The sequence below is a fragment of the Aeromonas sp. S12(2024) genome, assembly GCF_041402305.1.
GTDB classification, from domain to species: domain Bacteria; phylum Pseudomonadota; class Gammaproteobacteria; order Enterobacterales; family Aeromonadaceae; genus Aeromonas; species Aeromonas veronii.
The window spans coordinates 1-15,953 of record NZ_JBGLRB010000034.1 but is presented as its reverse complement, the minus strand read 5'-3'; the positions used below and the strand labels follow the sequence as shown (position 1 = coordinate 15,953).

Genomic DNA, 15,953 nt, shown 5'->3' with positions numbered 1-15,953 from the left:
GCCGACCATGTTTACGCAACCATACCAGAACGGTGGAGCGGCCCTGAATGCCATAACGCACCTGAGCCTGTTTGTAGGTGAGCTCGCCTTTTTCAATCTGCTCGACCAGTGCCAGTTTAAAAGTCAGCGAGTAATCGCGCAGTGTCCGTTTCACACCTTGTCCCATCGGGTTCTCCATTTATTGGGGGGAAAGGTGTAAACCATATTCAGGACGGGACACGCCCAACAAAAAGGCCTCATCGCGAGGCCTTTTTTACCACTATCTGGCAGTGGTTCAGGAGGGCTGATCACCCTTGTTACGAGCGCTCTGGGCACCTGGCGGCAAGGGTTTGCGCGCCATCAACTCCAGTTCCAGCAGCGCATAGCGGTGCTCGATAAAGTCGTAGACGTTGTTGGATAAGGCCAGCTTGAAGTAGCTGATGGCCTCCTTGCGGTTGCCTTTGCCCAGCTCGAACTTGCCCAGATAGAAGTAGGTTTCACACAGGCGCTCGGCAAGCTCCCGGTTATCCTTCACCCCTTTCACCACGTTGCCCATCAGCTGGGAAGCGTTGATCTCGCCGGTATAGAGGCGAACCAGATCCCAGTTCCAGGCGTCGTCATCGTACTTGTTGAGACGCTCGCGCATCCGGCTCATGGCGGCCGACGGGTCGAGTTTCTGCTCAGCCAGATAGAGCCAGATCACCCGATAGGGGTCTTCCGGCTGCGCCTCGTAGAAACGCTTCATATCGGCCGCGGCCAGCTCGGGACGGTTACCGTAATAGAGGGCGATGCCACGGTTGAGATAGGCATAGTCATAGTCCGGCGCCAGTTCGAGGGCGGAATCGAACGCATCATAGGCTTCGTCGTAATTCTGCTGCTGTACCAGATAGACGCCGATGAAGTTGTAGGCCTCGGCGAAATCCGGTTTCTCCCGCAGGGCACGGTTGAAATCGAGCCGCGCGAGGGAACGCAGACCAACCCGATCAAACACCACGGCACGCTCATAGAACAACTCTGCCCGTTGCTCGGTGGTCAGTTCCATTTCACTGAGCATCTGCCCGAGTCGGGCGAGCGCCAGCTCACTCTGGTAGGAGACCTGCAGGGGGGTCGCCAACACCAGTGAAGCAGGCTGCGGCTTGGGAACCTTGGGGGTGTTAACCTGACTGCTACTGCTGCAACCCCACATGGGAAGCAACAACAGGATACCGAGGAGGTATCCAATCCCTTTCCTGACGTTCAATGAACACTCCGACGCTTACGCTTGACCCCGCATATGGTAAAGGTCAACTGCCGCTTTGTCATGTAGCTGTGCCCCTCTACCTCAAATAAATCAGGATTCGACAGGGTATCCGGCATCGCACCAACCGCGAAAGCCGCCGTCGACGCTGATCACCTTGCGATAACCCATCTGTTGCAGGTTGTCCGCCGCCAGAATTGAGCGAAAACCACCACCACAATAGAGGTAGAGCTCGGTCTCGAGATCCGGGAACTGGGTCTCGATATCCCGCTCAATCACGCCACGACCCAGATATCGGGCACCGGGCAGATGGCCCCTGGCCCACTCGCTCTCTTCCCGCACGTCGATCAGGTGAAACGTGCGCCCTTCATCCAGCCAGCGCTTGATCTGGTGAACATCGGTTTCGGTGATGCGGGAGCGGATCCCGTCAACCAGCGCTAAAAAACGGGGATTGTGATGCATGACAAACTCCTGTTGTTTAAATCATCTGCGTCAGCAAACGACACGCAGAGATAAGAAAAGAGCGCCATGAGGCGCTCTTCACTGTTACGGCAGGATTTCCTGTTGGTCCGCACCCTCTTTCTCTACCTGGGTGGGCAGCATGTGCTCGCGCTTGACGCCGAGGAACATGGCAAACGCACTCGCCACATAGATGGAGGAGTAGGTACCGAACGCCACACCGATCACCATGGCCACGGCAAAACCGTGGATCAGCGCACCGCCCTTGAGCAAAAGCGCCAGCACCACGATAAAGGTGAGGCCGGAGGTGATGATGGTACGACTCAGGGTCTCGGTCATGGAGAGATCCAGAATGTACTCGGTATCCCCTTTACGCACCTTGCGGAAGTTCTCCCGCAAGCGGTCGAACACCACGATAGTATCGTTCAGGGAGTAACCCACCAGGGTCATCAGTGCCGCCAGTACGGTCAGGTCGAACTCGTACTGGAAGTAGGCAAAGACACCCAGCGTGATCACCACGTCGTGCACCAGGGAGAGAATGCCCCCCAGCGCCAGACGCCATTCGAAACGCACTGCCACGTAGGCCAGGATACAGAGGATGGAGGCCAGCATGGCCAACGCACCGTCTGTCGCCAGTTCATCACCCACGGAAGGGCCGACAAACTCGACGCGTTTGAGCACTGCGCCCTCGTCGAGCTGCTTGGCCGCCGCCAGCACTTCGTTACCCTGTTGTTCTACCTTGACCCCCTCTTTCGGGGTCAGGCGGAACAGCACATCACGGCTGGAGCCAAAGTGTTGCAGGGTTGCCCCTTCAATCTTCTGCTCTTCCAGAGCGTCATGGATCTTGTCCAGGCTCACCGACTGCTGGAACCCCACCTCGATAGTGGTACCACCGGTAAAGTCCAGACCCCAGTTCAGCCCCCGATCAAACAGGAAGAACAGGGCTACCACCATCAGCACGGAAGAGAAAACCACACCCGGCTTGGCATAGCGCATAAACGGGATCGGTTTTTCAAAATGTAGAATCTGAAACATCTCTCTATCCTCAGATGGGCAGCTTGTCGATACGCCGTCCACCCCAAGCCAGGTTGATAATGGCACGGGAAACTGTGATGGCAGTAAACATGGAGGCGGTCAGACCAATGCCCAGCGTCAGGGCAAAGCCCTTGATGGCGCCAGTACCGATACCGAACAGGATCACACAGGTGATCAGCGAGGTGACGTTGGAGTCGGCGATGGTCGAGAATGCCCGATCAAAGCCCAGATGGATGGCTTGCTGAACCCCGCGACCGTTGCGGATCTCTTCACGAATACGTTCGTAGATCAGCACGTTGGCATCCACCGCCATACCAAGCGTCAGCACGATACCGGCGATGCCTGGCAGGGTCATGGTGGCCCCCGGGATCATCGACATGATACCGACGATCAGCACCAGGTTCATACAGAGCGCCAGATTGGCAACCCAGCCGAATGCACGGTAGTAGATCCCCATGAACAGCACGATCACCAGCATGGCCCAGCCGATGGCTTCCATACCGCTGTCGATGTTCTGTTGACCCAGGCTCGGGCCAATGGTGCGCTCTTCCACGATCTGGATCGGGGCGATCAGGGCACCGGCACGCAGCAGCAGCGCCAGGTTGTGGGCTTCATTGGCGTTGTCGATACCTGTGATACGGAACTGGCTGCCAAGACGCGACTGGATGGTGGCGACGTTGATCACCTCCTCCTGCTTGCGGAACTTGCGCTTGCCATCCGGACCCGGTTGACCGACCGGCTTGTACTCGATGAAGACGGTCGCCATCCCTTTACCGACGTTGTCCTTGGTAAAGTTGGCCATCTTGTTGCCACCCTGGCCATCCAGCTTGATGTTGACCTGGGGACGGCTGTACTCGTCGAAACCGGACTGGGCACCCACGATGTGGTCACCGGTCAGGATCACCCGCTTTTGCAACACCACAGGGCGACCGTTGCGATCGTTGTAGACCTTGGAGCTGGGCGGGACACGGCCATCGGCCGCAGCCTGGATGTCGGCTGTCTCATCGACCATGTGGAATTCCAGGGTCGCGGTTGCCCCCAGGATCTCCTTGGCGCGGGCGGTATCCTGAATACCGGGCAGTTCAACGACAATGCGCTCGGCGCCTTGCTGTTGTACCAGCGGCTCGGCCACACCCAGTTCGTTGACCCGGTTACGGATGATGGTGATGTTCTGCTCGAGGGCGTACTTCTTCACTTCCTTGATCTTGGCTTCGCTCAGACCAGCCAGCAGGATGAACTCATCCCCTTTCTGCTCGGTAGTGAAGGTCAAATCAGGGTTCTGACGACGCAGATGAGAAACGGCGCGTTCCTGATCGGCTTCGTCACGGAAGATCACCTGCACCTGATCTCCGACCCGGCGCACGCCGGAGTAACGGATCTTCTGGATGCGCAGCTCGGAGCGGAAATCCTGCACCATCTGCTCTTGCTGCTTGGTCAGTGCTTCGGCCATGTCCACTTCCATCAGGAAGTGCACACCACCGCGCAGATCAAGACCCAGCTTCAGAGGCGCCGCACCGATGGCTTCGAGCCAGGCGGGAGTGGAAGGTGCCAGGTTGAGTGCGGTAATGAAGTTGTCGCCCAGCTTGTTGGCAACGATATCGCGCGCCTTCAGCTGGTCTTCGGTGTTCTTGAAACGGATCAGGATAAAACCGTGCTCGAATGCAGCATGTTTGACCGGGATCTTGGCCGCTTCAAGGGTCTCTTTCACCAGATCAAGAGTATCTAGCTTGACTTCGGCACCACGGCTGGCAGAAACCTGCAAAGCCGGATCTTCGCCGTAAAGATTGGGGGCTGCATATAGAAAACCGATGGCGATCACCAGGATCACCATCAGGTATTTCCACAGCGGATAGCGATTCAACACGCTGTGCTCCTTGGGAGATTAAAGGGACTGGATAGAACCCTTGGGCAGAACGGCAGAGACGAAGTCCTTTTTGATGGTGACTTGAGTCTGGTCGTTCAGGGCGATCACCAGGTAATCGCTGTCTGCAGCCACTTTGGCAATTTTGCCAACCAGGCCACCGGAAGTGAGCACTTCATCACCCTTTGACAAGGAGCTCATCAGATTGCGGTGATCCTTGGCACGTTTGGCCTGGGGACGATAGATCATGAAGTAGAAGATCAGGCCGAATACGGCCAGCATGATGATCATTTCCATACCACCACCCTGTGCACCCGGTGCTGCGCCTTCTGCATACGCCTTGGAGATAATGCTCATTTAACAACCTCTTATTGATGTAGATTTAAAAAAACAAAATTATATGTTGTTGTTATTTAACGTCATTTTCAGCTAACGGAGGCACAGGCTTCCCTTGCCGACGGTAAAACTCTGTTACAAAGTCGTCTAATTTACCCTGCTCGATCGCGTCCCGCAAACCCTGCATCACACGCTGGTAGTAACGCAGGTTATGAATCGTATTCAGACGGGCACCGAGGATCTCGTTGCACTTGTCCAGATGGTGCAGGTAGCTACGGCTGTAGTTCTTGCAGGTGTAGCAATCGCATTCGGCATCCAGGGTGCTGGTGTCGTTGCGGTGCTGGGCATTGCGGATCTTCACCACGCCATCGGTGGTGAACAGGTGGCCGTTGCGGGCGTTGCGGGTCGGCATGACGCAGTCGAACATGTCGATACCACGGCGCACCCCTTCCACCAGATCTTCCGGCTTGCCGACACCCATCAGGTAGCGCGGCTTGTCGGCCGGAATTTTCGGGCAGACGTGCTCGAGGATGCGGTGCATGTCCTCTTTGGGTTCGCCCACGGCCAGACCACCGACCGCATAACCGTCGAAACCGATCTCCAGCAGCCCCTTGAGGGAGACATCCCGCAGATCTTCGTAGACCGAGCCCTGAATGATGCCGAACAGGGCGTTCTTGTTGCCCAGCGCATCAAACTTGTCGCGGGAGCGCTTGCCCCAGCGCAGGGACATCTCCATGGACTTGCGCGCTTCTTCATAAGTGGCCGGGTACGGGGTGCACTCGTCGAAGATCATCACGATGTCGGAGCCCAGATCGTACTGGATCTCCATGGACTTCTCGGGGTCGAGGAAGATCTTCTCGCCATTGATGGGGTGACGGAAGTGGACGCCCGCTTCGGTGATCTTGCGAATATGGCCCAGGCTGAACACCTGGAAACCACCGGAGTCGGTCAGGATCGGGCCCTGCCAGTTCATGAAGTCATGCAGATCGCCGTGGGCACGCATCACTTCCTGACCCGGACGCAGCCAGAGGTGGAAGGTGTTACCCAGCAGGATCTGGGCGCCGGTTTCACGCACTTCTTCCGGGGTCATCCCCTTGACGGTGCCGTAAGTCCCGACCGGCATAAAGGCCGGCGTTTGTACCACACCACGTTCAAAGACCAGTTGACCGCGACGGGCACGGCCGTCGGTGGTTTTCAGTTCAAATTTCATTGCTACCTCGGCTGCGTCAGATAAACAGTCTGACAATAGGAGGGCCGCGCACGGCCCGGTAAATAAGCTGAAGCTTATGCTTCAACCTGGCGACGGGTGACGAACATGGCGTCCCCGTAGCTGAAGAAACGGTACTGCCCGGCCACGGCTGCCTGATAGGCCGCCATCACGTTGTCATAACCGGCAAAGGCGCTGACCAGCATGATCAGGGTCGACTCCGGCAGATGAAAGTTGGTGACCATGGCATCGACAATCTGGAACTGATAGCCAGGGAAGATGAAGATATCGGTGTCACTAAAGAAGGGCGCTAGCGGTTTGCCCTGTGCCAGGGTGACCTTGGCCGCGCTCTCCAGCGAACGGACCGACGTGGTCCCCACCGCGATCACCCGACCACCACGGGCACGGGTGGCCGCGATGGCATCTACCACCTCTTGCGGCACTTCCGCATACTCGGAGTGCATGTGGTGATCTTCAATCTTCTCTACCCGCACCGGCTGGAAGGTCCCCGCCCCTACATGCAGGGTGACGAAGGCCGTTTCAACCCCTTTGGCCCGAATTTTCTCAAGCAGCTGCTCATCAAAGTGCAGACCGGCGGTCGGCGCGGCAACGGCGCCCGGCTTTTGATTGTAAACGGTCTGGTAGCGCTCCTTGTCGGCATCCTCGTCGGGACGGTCGATATAGGGGGGCAGCGGCATGTGGCCGATGGCCTCCAAAATCTCCAGCACCGGACGCGGGTCGAGGAAGTGGATCTCGAACAGGGCGTCGTGGCGGGCGCGCATCTCGGCTTCAACGCCACCATCCATGATCATCCGGGTGCCGGGCTTGGGCGCCTTGGAGGCACGGACATGGGCCAGCACGCTGTGCTCGTCCAGAATGCGCTCGACCAGTACCTCCAGCTTGCCGCCGCTGGCCTTCTGGCCAAACATGCGCGCCGGAATGACACGGGTGTTATTGAATACCAGCAGGTCACCCGGATTGAGCTGATCCAGCACATCCACAAATTGACCGTGGCGCAGGGCGCCAGTTTGACCATCGAGCTGCAACAGGCGGCTGGCGGTACGCTCTGCCATCGGATAGCGGGCAATCAGCTCGTCTGGCAGATCAAAATGAAAATCGGATACTTGCATCTTTCACCTCGGGGGGAATCGGCGGCTAGTCTAGTTATCCCCATCTTCCAAGGCAACCCAAAAGACCAAAAACCCAAGAGAGACAAGGGGTAGCGAGCAATATTGAGACACACCTCCGGTTAATGATTCTTTAATGTTCTGTATTGACCCTGATCATGTTTTGCCAATGGGCGCTGGGCTAGGGTGAAAGCAGATACACAAGGAGGCCCACCATGATGACCCTATCCGAAATCATGACCGAACACCCCTTCACTCTGGGTCCGTCAAACAGTGTCAAACAAGCGATGGACCTGATGCAGCAGGAGCGGATCCGCCACATTCCCATCGTCGACGAGCAGCACCACCTGCTGGGGCTGGTGACCCTCACCGATATCCTGGCCACCCAGGAATCCAAGCTGCTGCTCATCAGCCCGGAGCGGGAAGCCGAATTTACCGACAGCGTGCAACTCGACGAGATCATGACACGGCAAGTGACGAGCGTAGATCCTCACGCCGGCATCAAGGAGGCGGCACTTTACCTGCAGCGACACAGATATGGCTGCCTGCCGGTACTCAAAGGACGCAAGCTGATCGGCATTGTCACCGAGTCGGACTTCATTGCCGTGGCCATCAACCTGCTGGAATTGATGGAAGAGCAGGAACCACCTATCGACTTTTGATAGATCTGGCTGTAATTAAATTACAATAAAAGCGTTTTCAGCCGTCAAAATAAGCTGAAATGATGAAACACTTTCATTTTGATTGAAAAATTACACCAAATACTTGCCTTGTGATCTGCGTCACACTATCATCCCTCTCATGCAATAGTTGCCGAGGGGGAGACGAGGGATTGTGCACCCATTATCTTCCTCTCATATGTCTGCAAGTTTGCACACCCCGTAGTTAGTCTTTGCTGTAAAGCATTTGTTTATATAGCCATTCCTTGTTTGATGACCCGGCCCTGTCGTTGCGATAGCGCCGGGATTTTTTTTATCTGCGCCTTTCGGCCTCCCCCTTGCCAGCACATCCCCATCGCTGCGACCAACGGCCTCAACCTCCTCGCCACCTGTTTGCACCACCGTTTATCTCATCGCGTCATCGTGGCTCTGCACACCCCTTCTTATGCCTTGAAAAGGCGATGTAACGCACAGATATTGAACCACGACAAGGAGTTATCTCAGTAGGTCAGAGATATTCATGTTAGGTACAGCCATAGTGAGCTATCTAATAAGTAGATTTAAGCGATTCAAAATTGCGGCTTTTATCGATTAACGGAAGCCCCTATGATGAATCCATCGAAAGTTAAGCGCCTCGTCTGGCAAGACTCTTCAACACCAGACCGGCATATGTACATCACCAAGGAGCAATTACATGTCTACCTACATCAACACTGAAATCAAGCCGTTCAATGCTACCGCCTACCACAATGGCAAATTCGTTCAGGTGTCTGACGCTGACCTGAAAGGCAAGTGGTCCGTGGTCTTCTTCTACCCGGCTGACTTCACCTTCGTTTGCCCGACCGAGCTGGGCGACCTGGCTGACAACTACGCTGAATTCCAGAAACTGGGCGTCGAGATCTACTCTGTCTCTACCGATACCCACTTCACTCACAAAGCATGGCACGACACTTCTGACACCATTCAGAAGATCCAGTACCCGATGATTGGTGACCCGACTGGTACCATCACCCGCAACTTCGGCGTGATGATCGAAGAAGCTGGTCTGGCTGACCGCGGTACCTTCGTAATTGACCCGCAGGGCATCATCCAGATCGTCGAGATCAACGCTGGCGGCATCGGCCGTGACGCACTGGAACTGCTGCGCAAAGTCAAAGCAGCCCAGTACGTTGCTTCCCACCCGGGTGAAGTGTGCCCGGCTAAATGGAAAGAAGGCGAAGCCACTCTGGCCCCGTCCCTGGACCTGGTAGGCAAGATCTAAGCCTCCCGCTTCCAAGACCGGCCCGCATAAGGGCCGGTCTGCTTTCCGGCATTGCCAAATAGGCCTGAAAGCAGACCGACTCACATTTAATGCCAACTCGCCATTACAAGAAGGAATTCGACCATGTTGGATACCAACCTCAAACAACAGCTGAACACCTATCTGCAGTACATCGTCAATCCCATCGAGATCAGCGTGTCCGGCAACGACAGCGACAAATCTGCAGAGCTGCTGGCACTGGCCAGCGAGATCGCCGAGATGTCCCCCAAGATCACCCAGACCTCTGGCACTGCCGCTCGCAAGCCTTCCATGAGTGTCGCGCCGCAGGGCCAAGCCCCGCGCGTTCACTTTGCCGGCATCCCCATGGGTCATGAATTTACCTCTCTGGTGCTCGCCCTGCTGCAAAGCGGCGGCCACCCCTCCAAGGCCGATGCGGCCGTGCAGGAGCAGATCCGCAATCTCAAGGGTGAGTTCCACTTCGAGACCTATATCTCCCTCTCCTGCCACAACTGCCCGGACGTAGTACAGGCTCTCAACCTGATGGCGACCCTGAACCCCGGCATCACCCACACCATGATCGACGGCGCCCTGTTCCAGGAAGAGGTTGCCGAGCGTCAAATCATGGCAGTACCGAATGTCTACCTGAACGGCCAACCGTTCAGCCAGGGCCGTATCTCGCTGGAAGAGATCGTCGCCAAACTCGACACCGGCGCCGCCGAGCGCAAGGCTGCCGAGCTGAATGAGAAAGCTCCCTACGACGTACTGGTCGTGGGCGGTGGCCCGGCGGGCGCCGCAGCGGCCATCTATGCCGCTCGTAAAGGCATTCGCACCGCCATCGTTGCCGAGCGCTTTGGTGGTCAGGTGATGGACACCGTCGGCATCGAGAACTTTATCTCCGTGCCCTATACCGAAGGCCCCAAGCTGGCCGCCAGCCTGGAGCAGCACGTCAAAGAGTACGGCGTGGAAGTGATAACCGAACAGCGCGCCGCCGCCATCAGCAAAGATGGATATGTGAACGTGGATCTCGCCTCTGGCGCCACCTTGAAGAGCCGTGCCGTGATCCTGGCTACCGGTGCCCGCTGGCGTGATCTGAACGTGCCGGGCGAACTCGAGTACCGCACCAAGGGCGTGGCCTACTGCCCGCACTGCGATGGCCCCTTCTTCAAGGGCAAGCGAGTAGCGGTGATCGGAGGCGGTAACTCCGGCATCGAGGCTGCAATCGACTTGGCTGGCATCGTCGAGCATGTGACTGTGGTGGAGTTCGCCGACACCCTGCGTGCCGATGAAGTGCTGCAGAAGAAGGCTCGCTCCATGGGCAATATCGACATCATCATGAGCGCGCGCACCACCGAAGTGATCGGTGATGGCAGCAAGGTGGTCGGTATGGACTACGAAGATCGCACCACAGGTGAGATCAAACACCTGGCGGTGGCGGGGATCTTCGTCCAGATCGGCCTGGTACCGAACACCGAGTTCCTGAAAGGGAGCGAGATTGCCCTGACCCGCTTTGGCGAGATCGAGATCGATACCAAAGGGGCAACCTCCCTGCCCGGCGTCTACGCCGCAGGGGATGCCACCACGGTACCGTTCAAGCAGATCATCATCTCCATGGGTGCTGGCGCCACCGCCGCACTGGGTGCGTTTGATTACCTCATCCGCAACCCGGCACCTGAAGCGACCAAGGCTGATGCTGTGACCGCCTGATAAACCCGGCACAACAAAAAGCCGATGCTCGATTTAGTAAACACGAGCGTCGGCTTTTTTATATCTGCATCGATGCGCAATAAAAACCCCGCAGCAAATAGCGGGGTTGTTCATGACTGGACTTCAACGACGGGTATCACTCCAGCAAGAAAACAGCCTCGATATTATCGCTTACCGTGATCTGCTGTTGTTGATAGCTGTTGTCCGCCATATCCGGCGCGGGAGCAGCCATCGCCATGGCCTGCACCACCTTCAGGTTGCGGCTGTAGGCGGTAATGGGTGAAGCATTGCGGTACTCCACACTGTAGACCTTGCCAAGCTTCATCCCGAACGCCTTGGCCAGAGATTCAGCCTTGGTTTTGGCATCCTCAACGGCATTCAGACGGGCCTGCTCCTTGATGACCTGCGGCGATTTCAACCCGTACTCAATCTGGGATACAGACTCCAGCCCGGCTTTAAGTGCGGTATCCATCAGGGGGCTCAACTTGTCGAGCTGATAGAGCTTCACCGCCAATTGTCGCTGAGCACGATACCCCAACAATACCGGCTTCTTGTTTTCGCCATACTGATATTCCGGCGAGACCATCAGGTTGCCAGCCTCAACATCGCTGCGCTTGATCCCCAACCCTTCCAGTTGGCTGAAAAAGGCTGCGACCTTGGTATCGACCTGCTGCTTGGCCTTGAGGCCCTGCTTATCCAGTGCACTCACCGCCACATTGAGGGTGAGCATATCGGGTTCGGTCTTCTGCTCGGCATAACCGCTCACCACCAGATGGGGCGCTTGCGGCACTTCAATCGCCAGCAGCGGAGCACTGACAACCAGAGCGGAAAGAGTAAGAAGGGGACGCCACATAGAAAAAAACCTCAATCGGAAAGATTGAGGCCATTATGCCCGTGCAGCTACGGGATTTATATATCGTGCAAGGGGGGGATCTGATCCAGTATCTGATTGGTCAGATCGAGACTAATGGTGACCATGCTGCCGGGATCCTGGCTCTGGTTTGCCATATCCAGCGCAGGAGCCGCGCCACAGACCAACACCTCATCATCGAAATGGAACGAGTCCCACGACAGAACGTGTCCTTGCACCGCCTGTCCGATATTGGTGCCACCACTATCCTCCTCCATCGCAGACCAAGGGATGGTATCAGATGGTCCTAGCAAATCTTGCAACAACGGAGAGTGAAAACTGGCCAGCGGATACTCCTGCTGCCCCTGATGATGGCCAACCAGAATCATGTTATGGGCAGACTCGGTATCCATGACCGGCACATAAGTGATAGAGGCCGTAGCGAAATCAACATAGAGCGAGCCCGCTACATCACCGGCCTCATTCTCAATCTCCATCCCATCCAGCCGATCCCCCGCGATCGAGGCCTGATAGCCAAACTGGCCTGCGCAGGTAATGTTCCCCTGCCCATCCCAGCTATAACGGATGCCATCAATGTCGACCCAGTTGAATGACTGCATGATTACCCCTCTCCTCTACTGCCGCTATCTTATCCATCCCCTTGAGGAAAAAACAGGGGCCAGGCAAGCCCGGCCCCAAGACAGGGTTACGGATCAACCTTCAAGTTACCGTCATCCAGCAAGTGCTTGATGATCTCCTGATTGGAGCCCAGTGAGGCGAGGTCGAGTGAATTCTGGAACTGGATGGTCAGTTCCGGGCTCCCACCGGCCCCGGCAGGATCTATCGTCAACGTCTTGGTCGTCGTGTTGAACTGCAGATAGTTGTCCAGCACGGCTGCCAGATCCTCGTTGTTCCCCACTGCAGGTACGCCGACCAGCAAATCCGAGAGATCCAGTACATCTCCACCATTGTTCGTATCACCTAAAGTGAAATCAGTAATGGTATCGATACTGCCGTCCGCATCCCCCGCCAGCCACTTGAAGCTGTCACTCTCCCCACCACCGGTCATGGTATCGCTGCCAAGGCCGCCGATCAGAATGTCCTTACCAAGGTCGCCCGTGAGTATATCGCTACCAGAACCACCATCCAGATAATCATCACCGACACCTCCAACAAGGGTGTCGTTCCCTTCCTGGCCAAAAAGGATATCGTTGCCACTGCCACCATATAGGGTGTCATTACCACCACTGCGGCTACTCTCCCCACTCAGCTCAGTAATATGGGTCCGGATGTAATCCACCGTCTGTTCACGTGTCCACCCATGACTGGACTCCAGCGTTTCAAATACCAGCCAACCAGAACCTTGGGGCAGATCCAGTCCCAACTCGCTGGCCAGCGTATCGGTATTGAGTACATCGCCAAACAGGATGTCATTGCCAACACCACCATCGGCCACGTCATTGCCGGCCCCCAGCAACACGGTAATCTGATCCCCCTCGGTCAGGGCTGCCGTCAACTGCTCGGCACTGGTCACAATCTGGGCATCGCCGATCGGGGCATTGAAACCCTGCTCGATCCGGATATTGTCTATCCGTACCTCAGCATTCCGGTCATTGGAGCTGTCGAGCAGTTCGAACACAAACCCGTATTGCCCGACAGGCAGTCCATCGGTTGTGATAGTGCTGTAAGCCGTCAAAACAGACGAACTAACGCCAGTAATGGTGCCCGTTTGCACTGGATTGAGCATATCCCAGACACCACCCTCGAGTTTCACCAACTTCCAGGTGAAGCTGTCGCTGCTATTAACACCATTCAAGGCATACTGGAACTGCAGACTTGCTCCGGCTTGTGCCGCAGAAACCTGGATGGCATTGGCCACGGCGAGCGCCAATATTGTCCTGTCAGAATCAGAACCGGTTCGATCATCCCGGATCCGCAAGCTTCCATTCGTAACAGTATGCGATCCCTGAGCATCACCACTGAGCACCCATCCCGAGGCGGCATTTATGCCGCTACCACTACCAAATGTGGCCAAGTCAAGGAAGCTGCCTGCCGAGTAAAACTGATCTGCCGTTTCAGTCGTGTTATCAAAGAACTTCAACAAATCCTTGTTAACATCATTGGTCACCCCGATTGCATTGACCTGACTGATGGCACTGAGTGAAACAAAAGCATCCACCGACTCCTTGATCACCTCAAATGTGGTGCTGTTGCCTGGTCCGGCGACCTGATTGCTGTCATTGAGGTAGTAAGTCGGGTTACCATCCGTGACAAAGAATGTCAGGTTCTGGTAACCGGGAGCAGCCTTGCTACCATCATTGAACCACTGCACGGCCTGATTGAATGCGGCTTCATAGTTGGTGCCACCATTGGCAACCAGTGCATCAATGGCATTGGTCAGGTTGCTCACATTACTGGCACCAAGCCCTACTATTGTCACACTCTCGCTGGCATTCGCTGCAAAACCAATCAAGGTGACATTGATCTCACCATCATGATCTTTCAACTGGTTGGCCAAATGGGTCAGGGAGGCCTTGAGCATATTCAGTCGTGATCCAGCCATACTGCCAGACACATCGACCACCAGGGCAATATTGTAATTCTCACCCGGGATGAAATTGGTACTGGTGCCTCCGATGTCCCCCACCACAATATCGTGACCAGCACCGCCTGCAACCAGACCATCCAGACTACCGTTGGAGTTGGGCACCTTGTGATCATCATCCGTGCCGGGGGTCCCGGTAGTGTCGGGGATATCCGAGGTGTTGCTGCCCACAACCAGAATATTGGACGCGACGGGAGGCTCATTGCTCTTGACCGATACAGTAAAGTTGGCGCTGGCTTTATCTCCATCGGCATCAGTCAAGGTAGCACTGAAATCAAGGTCAATATCAGGAGGCGTGATCTTGTCGATCACTCCGAAATTCTCGATCCTCACTGAGTCATTGCCATTCAGCACAAAGCGGACATAAAGCTGGCTGAACTCCCCATCGGGTTCTATGCTGGCCAACTGCATCGACCCTTTGAGTCCTGACAGAACAAGCTCTCCGGAATCGACGACGGTCACGCCATCGGCAGCATAAGCCACCCACTGTATGGTGCTGGTATTGGTGTTGCCAACCCCGTAGACGTTGAAAGAGAGCCCATCAACGGCTGCAGTCGTGGATACCTTGAACCCTTCGTTATTGTCTAGGTTGCCGTTCTTAATCCCGAAACCATTGTTGTTCGGGTTGAGATTATCTGCATCACTCCCCGGCAGATCCTGAGGATTATTGACGCTGCCATTGAACAGCAGACCATCGAACAGTACACCAATCCCGCCAGCAGTAACTCCAATCGTCTCAACAGGCCCGCCAGCACCGAACTGTGCCCCGATCGAGAAAGTCTGGGTTGGCTGGGGAGTAACCAGTTCAAAGCTGTAAGTATTGTCGTCATTGAGTGTCAATGTATAGAACACTTTAGGTGACTGCCCACTACCATCAATGGTTGCTACCAGAGTCTTGCCATCAGTCGACAAGGTTTCTGTGATCCCTGCCAAATCAGGCCATCCAGTCAGTTTCAGTCCACCAGTACCCAGAGAGCCATCAGCACCAAAAGAGACGCCAAACAATCCACCGGTAGTGATGTCGGCTACATTCATCACTTCCAGACTTTCGATGCCTGTGATCACGGGCATATCGTCTTCAATAACAACACTTACCTGCTTGGTATCACTCAAGTCACCATCACTGGCTGACAGGTTGAAGGTAAATGTCTTCAGTCCTTCCTTATTGTCTCCAAATTCATGATCGATGGGCCCCAGCAAGGTGACGGTATATTTACCAACCGGATCTACAGATACTTGTATGACTGGGATCCCTCCCGCTGAACCCACCAGTGTCGCAGACCCTATACCACTCCACACAACTGGTACACCTCCAGAGCTCAGGCCAGATGGAGCAGAAAGAGTGAACGTAAAGGTATTGCTGTCGATATCTGTCACACTTGCCGTCGCATAGGTCGAAGTGCTGTCGGTAATATCGCCGGGATTGGGTGAATTGTCTGGATTGGATCCCGGCAATCCCTCCTCGGATATGCGCAGATCCGAGACAGTCAGCATGGGAGCATCGTTAGTTGCAGTGACGGTCACGGTGAAGGGCTTGTTGTCTGCCCCACCCTCGTCCGTGGTCCCCGCCACGTTGCCACTCACGACCCCGCTCCAGTCCGCCGGCAAGCTAAAGCCCGGCACTCCCGCTGTG

Annotated in this window: 13 protein-coding genes and 1 pseudogene; 3 read left to right on the top strand and 11 right to left on the bottom strand. The window is 55.8% G+C overall.

What is annotated here, in order from left to right; translation table 11 throughout:
* The 8 genes and pseudogenes from ACB035_RS20335 to queA all read right to left on the bottom strand — a co-directional run.
* Positions 1-166 (bottom strand): annotated as a pseudogene (locus ACB035_RS20335) (IS3 family transposase); the annotation flags it as partial.
* A 108-nt stretch (positions 167-274) separates the two neighbouring features.
* Entirely contained in the window at positions 275-1,219 is a 945-nt protein-coding gene (gene nlpI / locus ACB035_RS20330) for a lipoprotein NlpI (protein ID WP_005351017.1), read from the bottom strand.
* A 90-nt stretch (positions 1,220-1,309) separates the two neighbouring features.
* A complete protein-coding gene (locus ACB035_RS20325) occupies positions 1,310-1,678 on the bottom strand; it encodes a rhodanese-like domain-containing protein (protein WP_005337319.1) in 369 nt (122 codons plus the stop codon).
* Positions 1,679-1,762: 84 nt separating this feature from the next.
* On the bottom strand, positions 1,763-2,710 hold the full coding sequence (gene secF / locus ACB035_RS20320; RefSeq protein ID WP_005337322.1) for a protein translocase subunit SecF: 948 nt from the start codon (positions 2,708-2,710) through the stop codon (positions 1,763-1,765).
* Positions 2,711-2,720: 10 nt separating this feature from the next.
* The gene (secD, locus tag ACB035_RS20315; protein WP_167565150.1) at positions 2,721-4,574 is read right to left on the bottom strand and encodes a protein translocase subunit SecD; all 1,854 of its coding nucleotides are present in this window, start codon (positions 4,572-4,574) and stop codon (positions 2,721-2,723) included.
* An 18-nt stretch (positions 4,575-4,592) separates the two neighbouring features.
* A complete protein-coding gene (yajC, locus tag ACB035_RS20310) occupies positions 4,593-4,928 on the bottom strand; it encodes a preprotein translocase subunit YajC (protein ID WP_005337327.1) in 336 nt (111 codons plus the stop codon).
* A gap of 52 nt (positions 4,929-4,980) precedes the next feature.
* The gene (gene tgt, locus ACB035_RS20305; RefSeq protein WP_005337329.1) at positions 4,981-6,117 is read right to left on the bottom strand and encodes a tRNA guanosine(34) transglycosylase Tgt; all 1,137 of its coding nucleotides are present in this window, start codon (positions 6,115-6,117) and stop codon (positions 4,981-4,983) included.
* Positions 6,118-6,191: 74 nt separating this feature from the next.
* Entirely contained in the window at positions 6,192-7,244 is a 1,053-nt protein-coding gene (gene queA, locus ACB035_RS20300; RefSeq protein ID WP_323875697.1) for a tRNA preQ1(34) S-adenosylmethionine ribosyltransferase-isomerase QueA, read from the bottom strand.
* 212 nt (positions 7,245-7,456) lie between these two features.
* Here queA and ACB035_RS20295 point away from each other — a divergent pair, with 212 nt between their 5' ends.
* The 3 genes from ACB035_RS20295 to ahpF all read left to right on the top strand — a co-directional run bounded on the left by ACB035_RS20295 (position 7,457) and on the right by ahpF (position 10,865).
* Entirely contained in the window at positions 7,457-7,903 is a 447-nt protein-coding gene (locus ACB035_RS20295) for a CBS domain-containing protein (RefSeq protein WP_371168019.1), read from the top strand.
* 691 nt (positions 7,904-8,594) lie between these two features.
* Positions 8,595-9,161: an alkyl hydroperoxide reductase subunit C gene (gene ahpC, locus ACB035_RS20290; RefSeq protein ID WP_005337335.1), complete on the top strand. Its 567-nt coding sequence runs from the start codon at positions 8,595-8,597 to the stop codon at positions 9,159-9,161.
* Positions 9,162-9,284: 123 nt separating this feature from the next.
* The gene (ahpF, locus tag ACB035_RS20285; RefSeq protein WP_103251715.1) at positions 9,285-10,865 is read left to right on the top strand and encodes an alkyl hydroperoxide reductase subunit F; all 1,581 of its coding nucleotides are present in this window, start codon (positions 9,285-9,287) and stop codon (positions 10,863-10,865) included.
* A gap of 136 nt (positions 10,866-11,001) precedes the next feature.
* On the opposite strand, the gene ACB035_RS20280 is transcribed toward ahpF, so the two are convergent.
* From ACB035_RS20280 to ACB035_RS20270, 3 genes are all read right to left on the bottom strand, one after another.
* Entirely contained in the window at positions 11,002-11,718 is a 717-nt protein-coding gene (locus tag ACB035_RS20280) for an SIMPL domain-containing protein (RefSeq protein WP_021229694.1), read from the bottom strand.
* Between the two features lie 56 nt (positions 11,719-11,774).
* Positions 11,775-12,335, bottom strand: a complete 561-nt coding sequence (locus ACB035_RS20275) for a hypothetical protein (protein ID WP_103251717.1) — start codon at positions 12,333-12,335, stop codon at positions 11,775-11,777.
* Between the two features lie 86 nt (positions 12,336-12,421).
* The gene (locus tag ACB035_RS20270) at positions 12,422-15,904 is read right to left on the bottom strand and encodes a VWA domain-containing protein (protein WP_371168018.1); all 3,483 of its coding nucleotides are present in this window, start codon (positions 15,902-15,904) and stop codon (positions 12,422-12,424) included.
* Positions 15,905-15,953 lie beyond the last annotated feature (49 nt).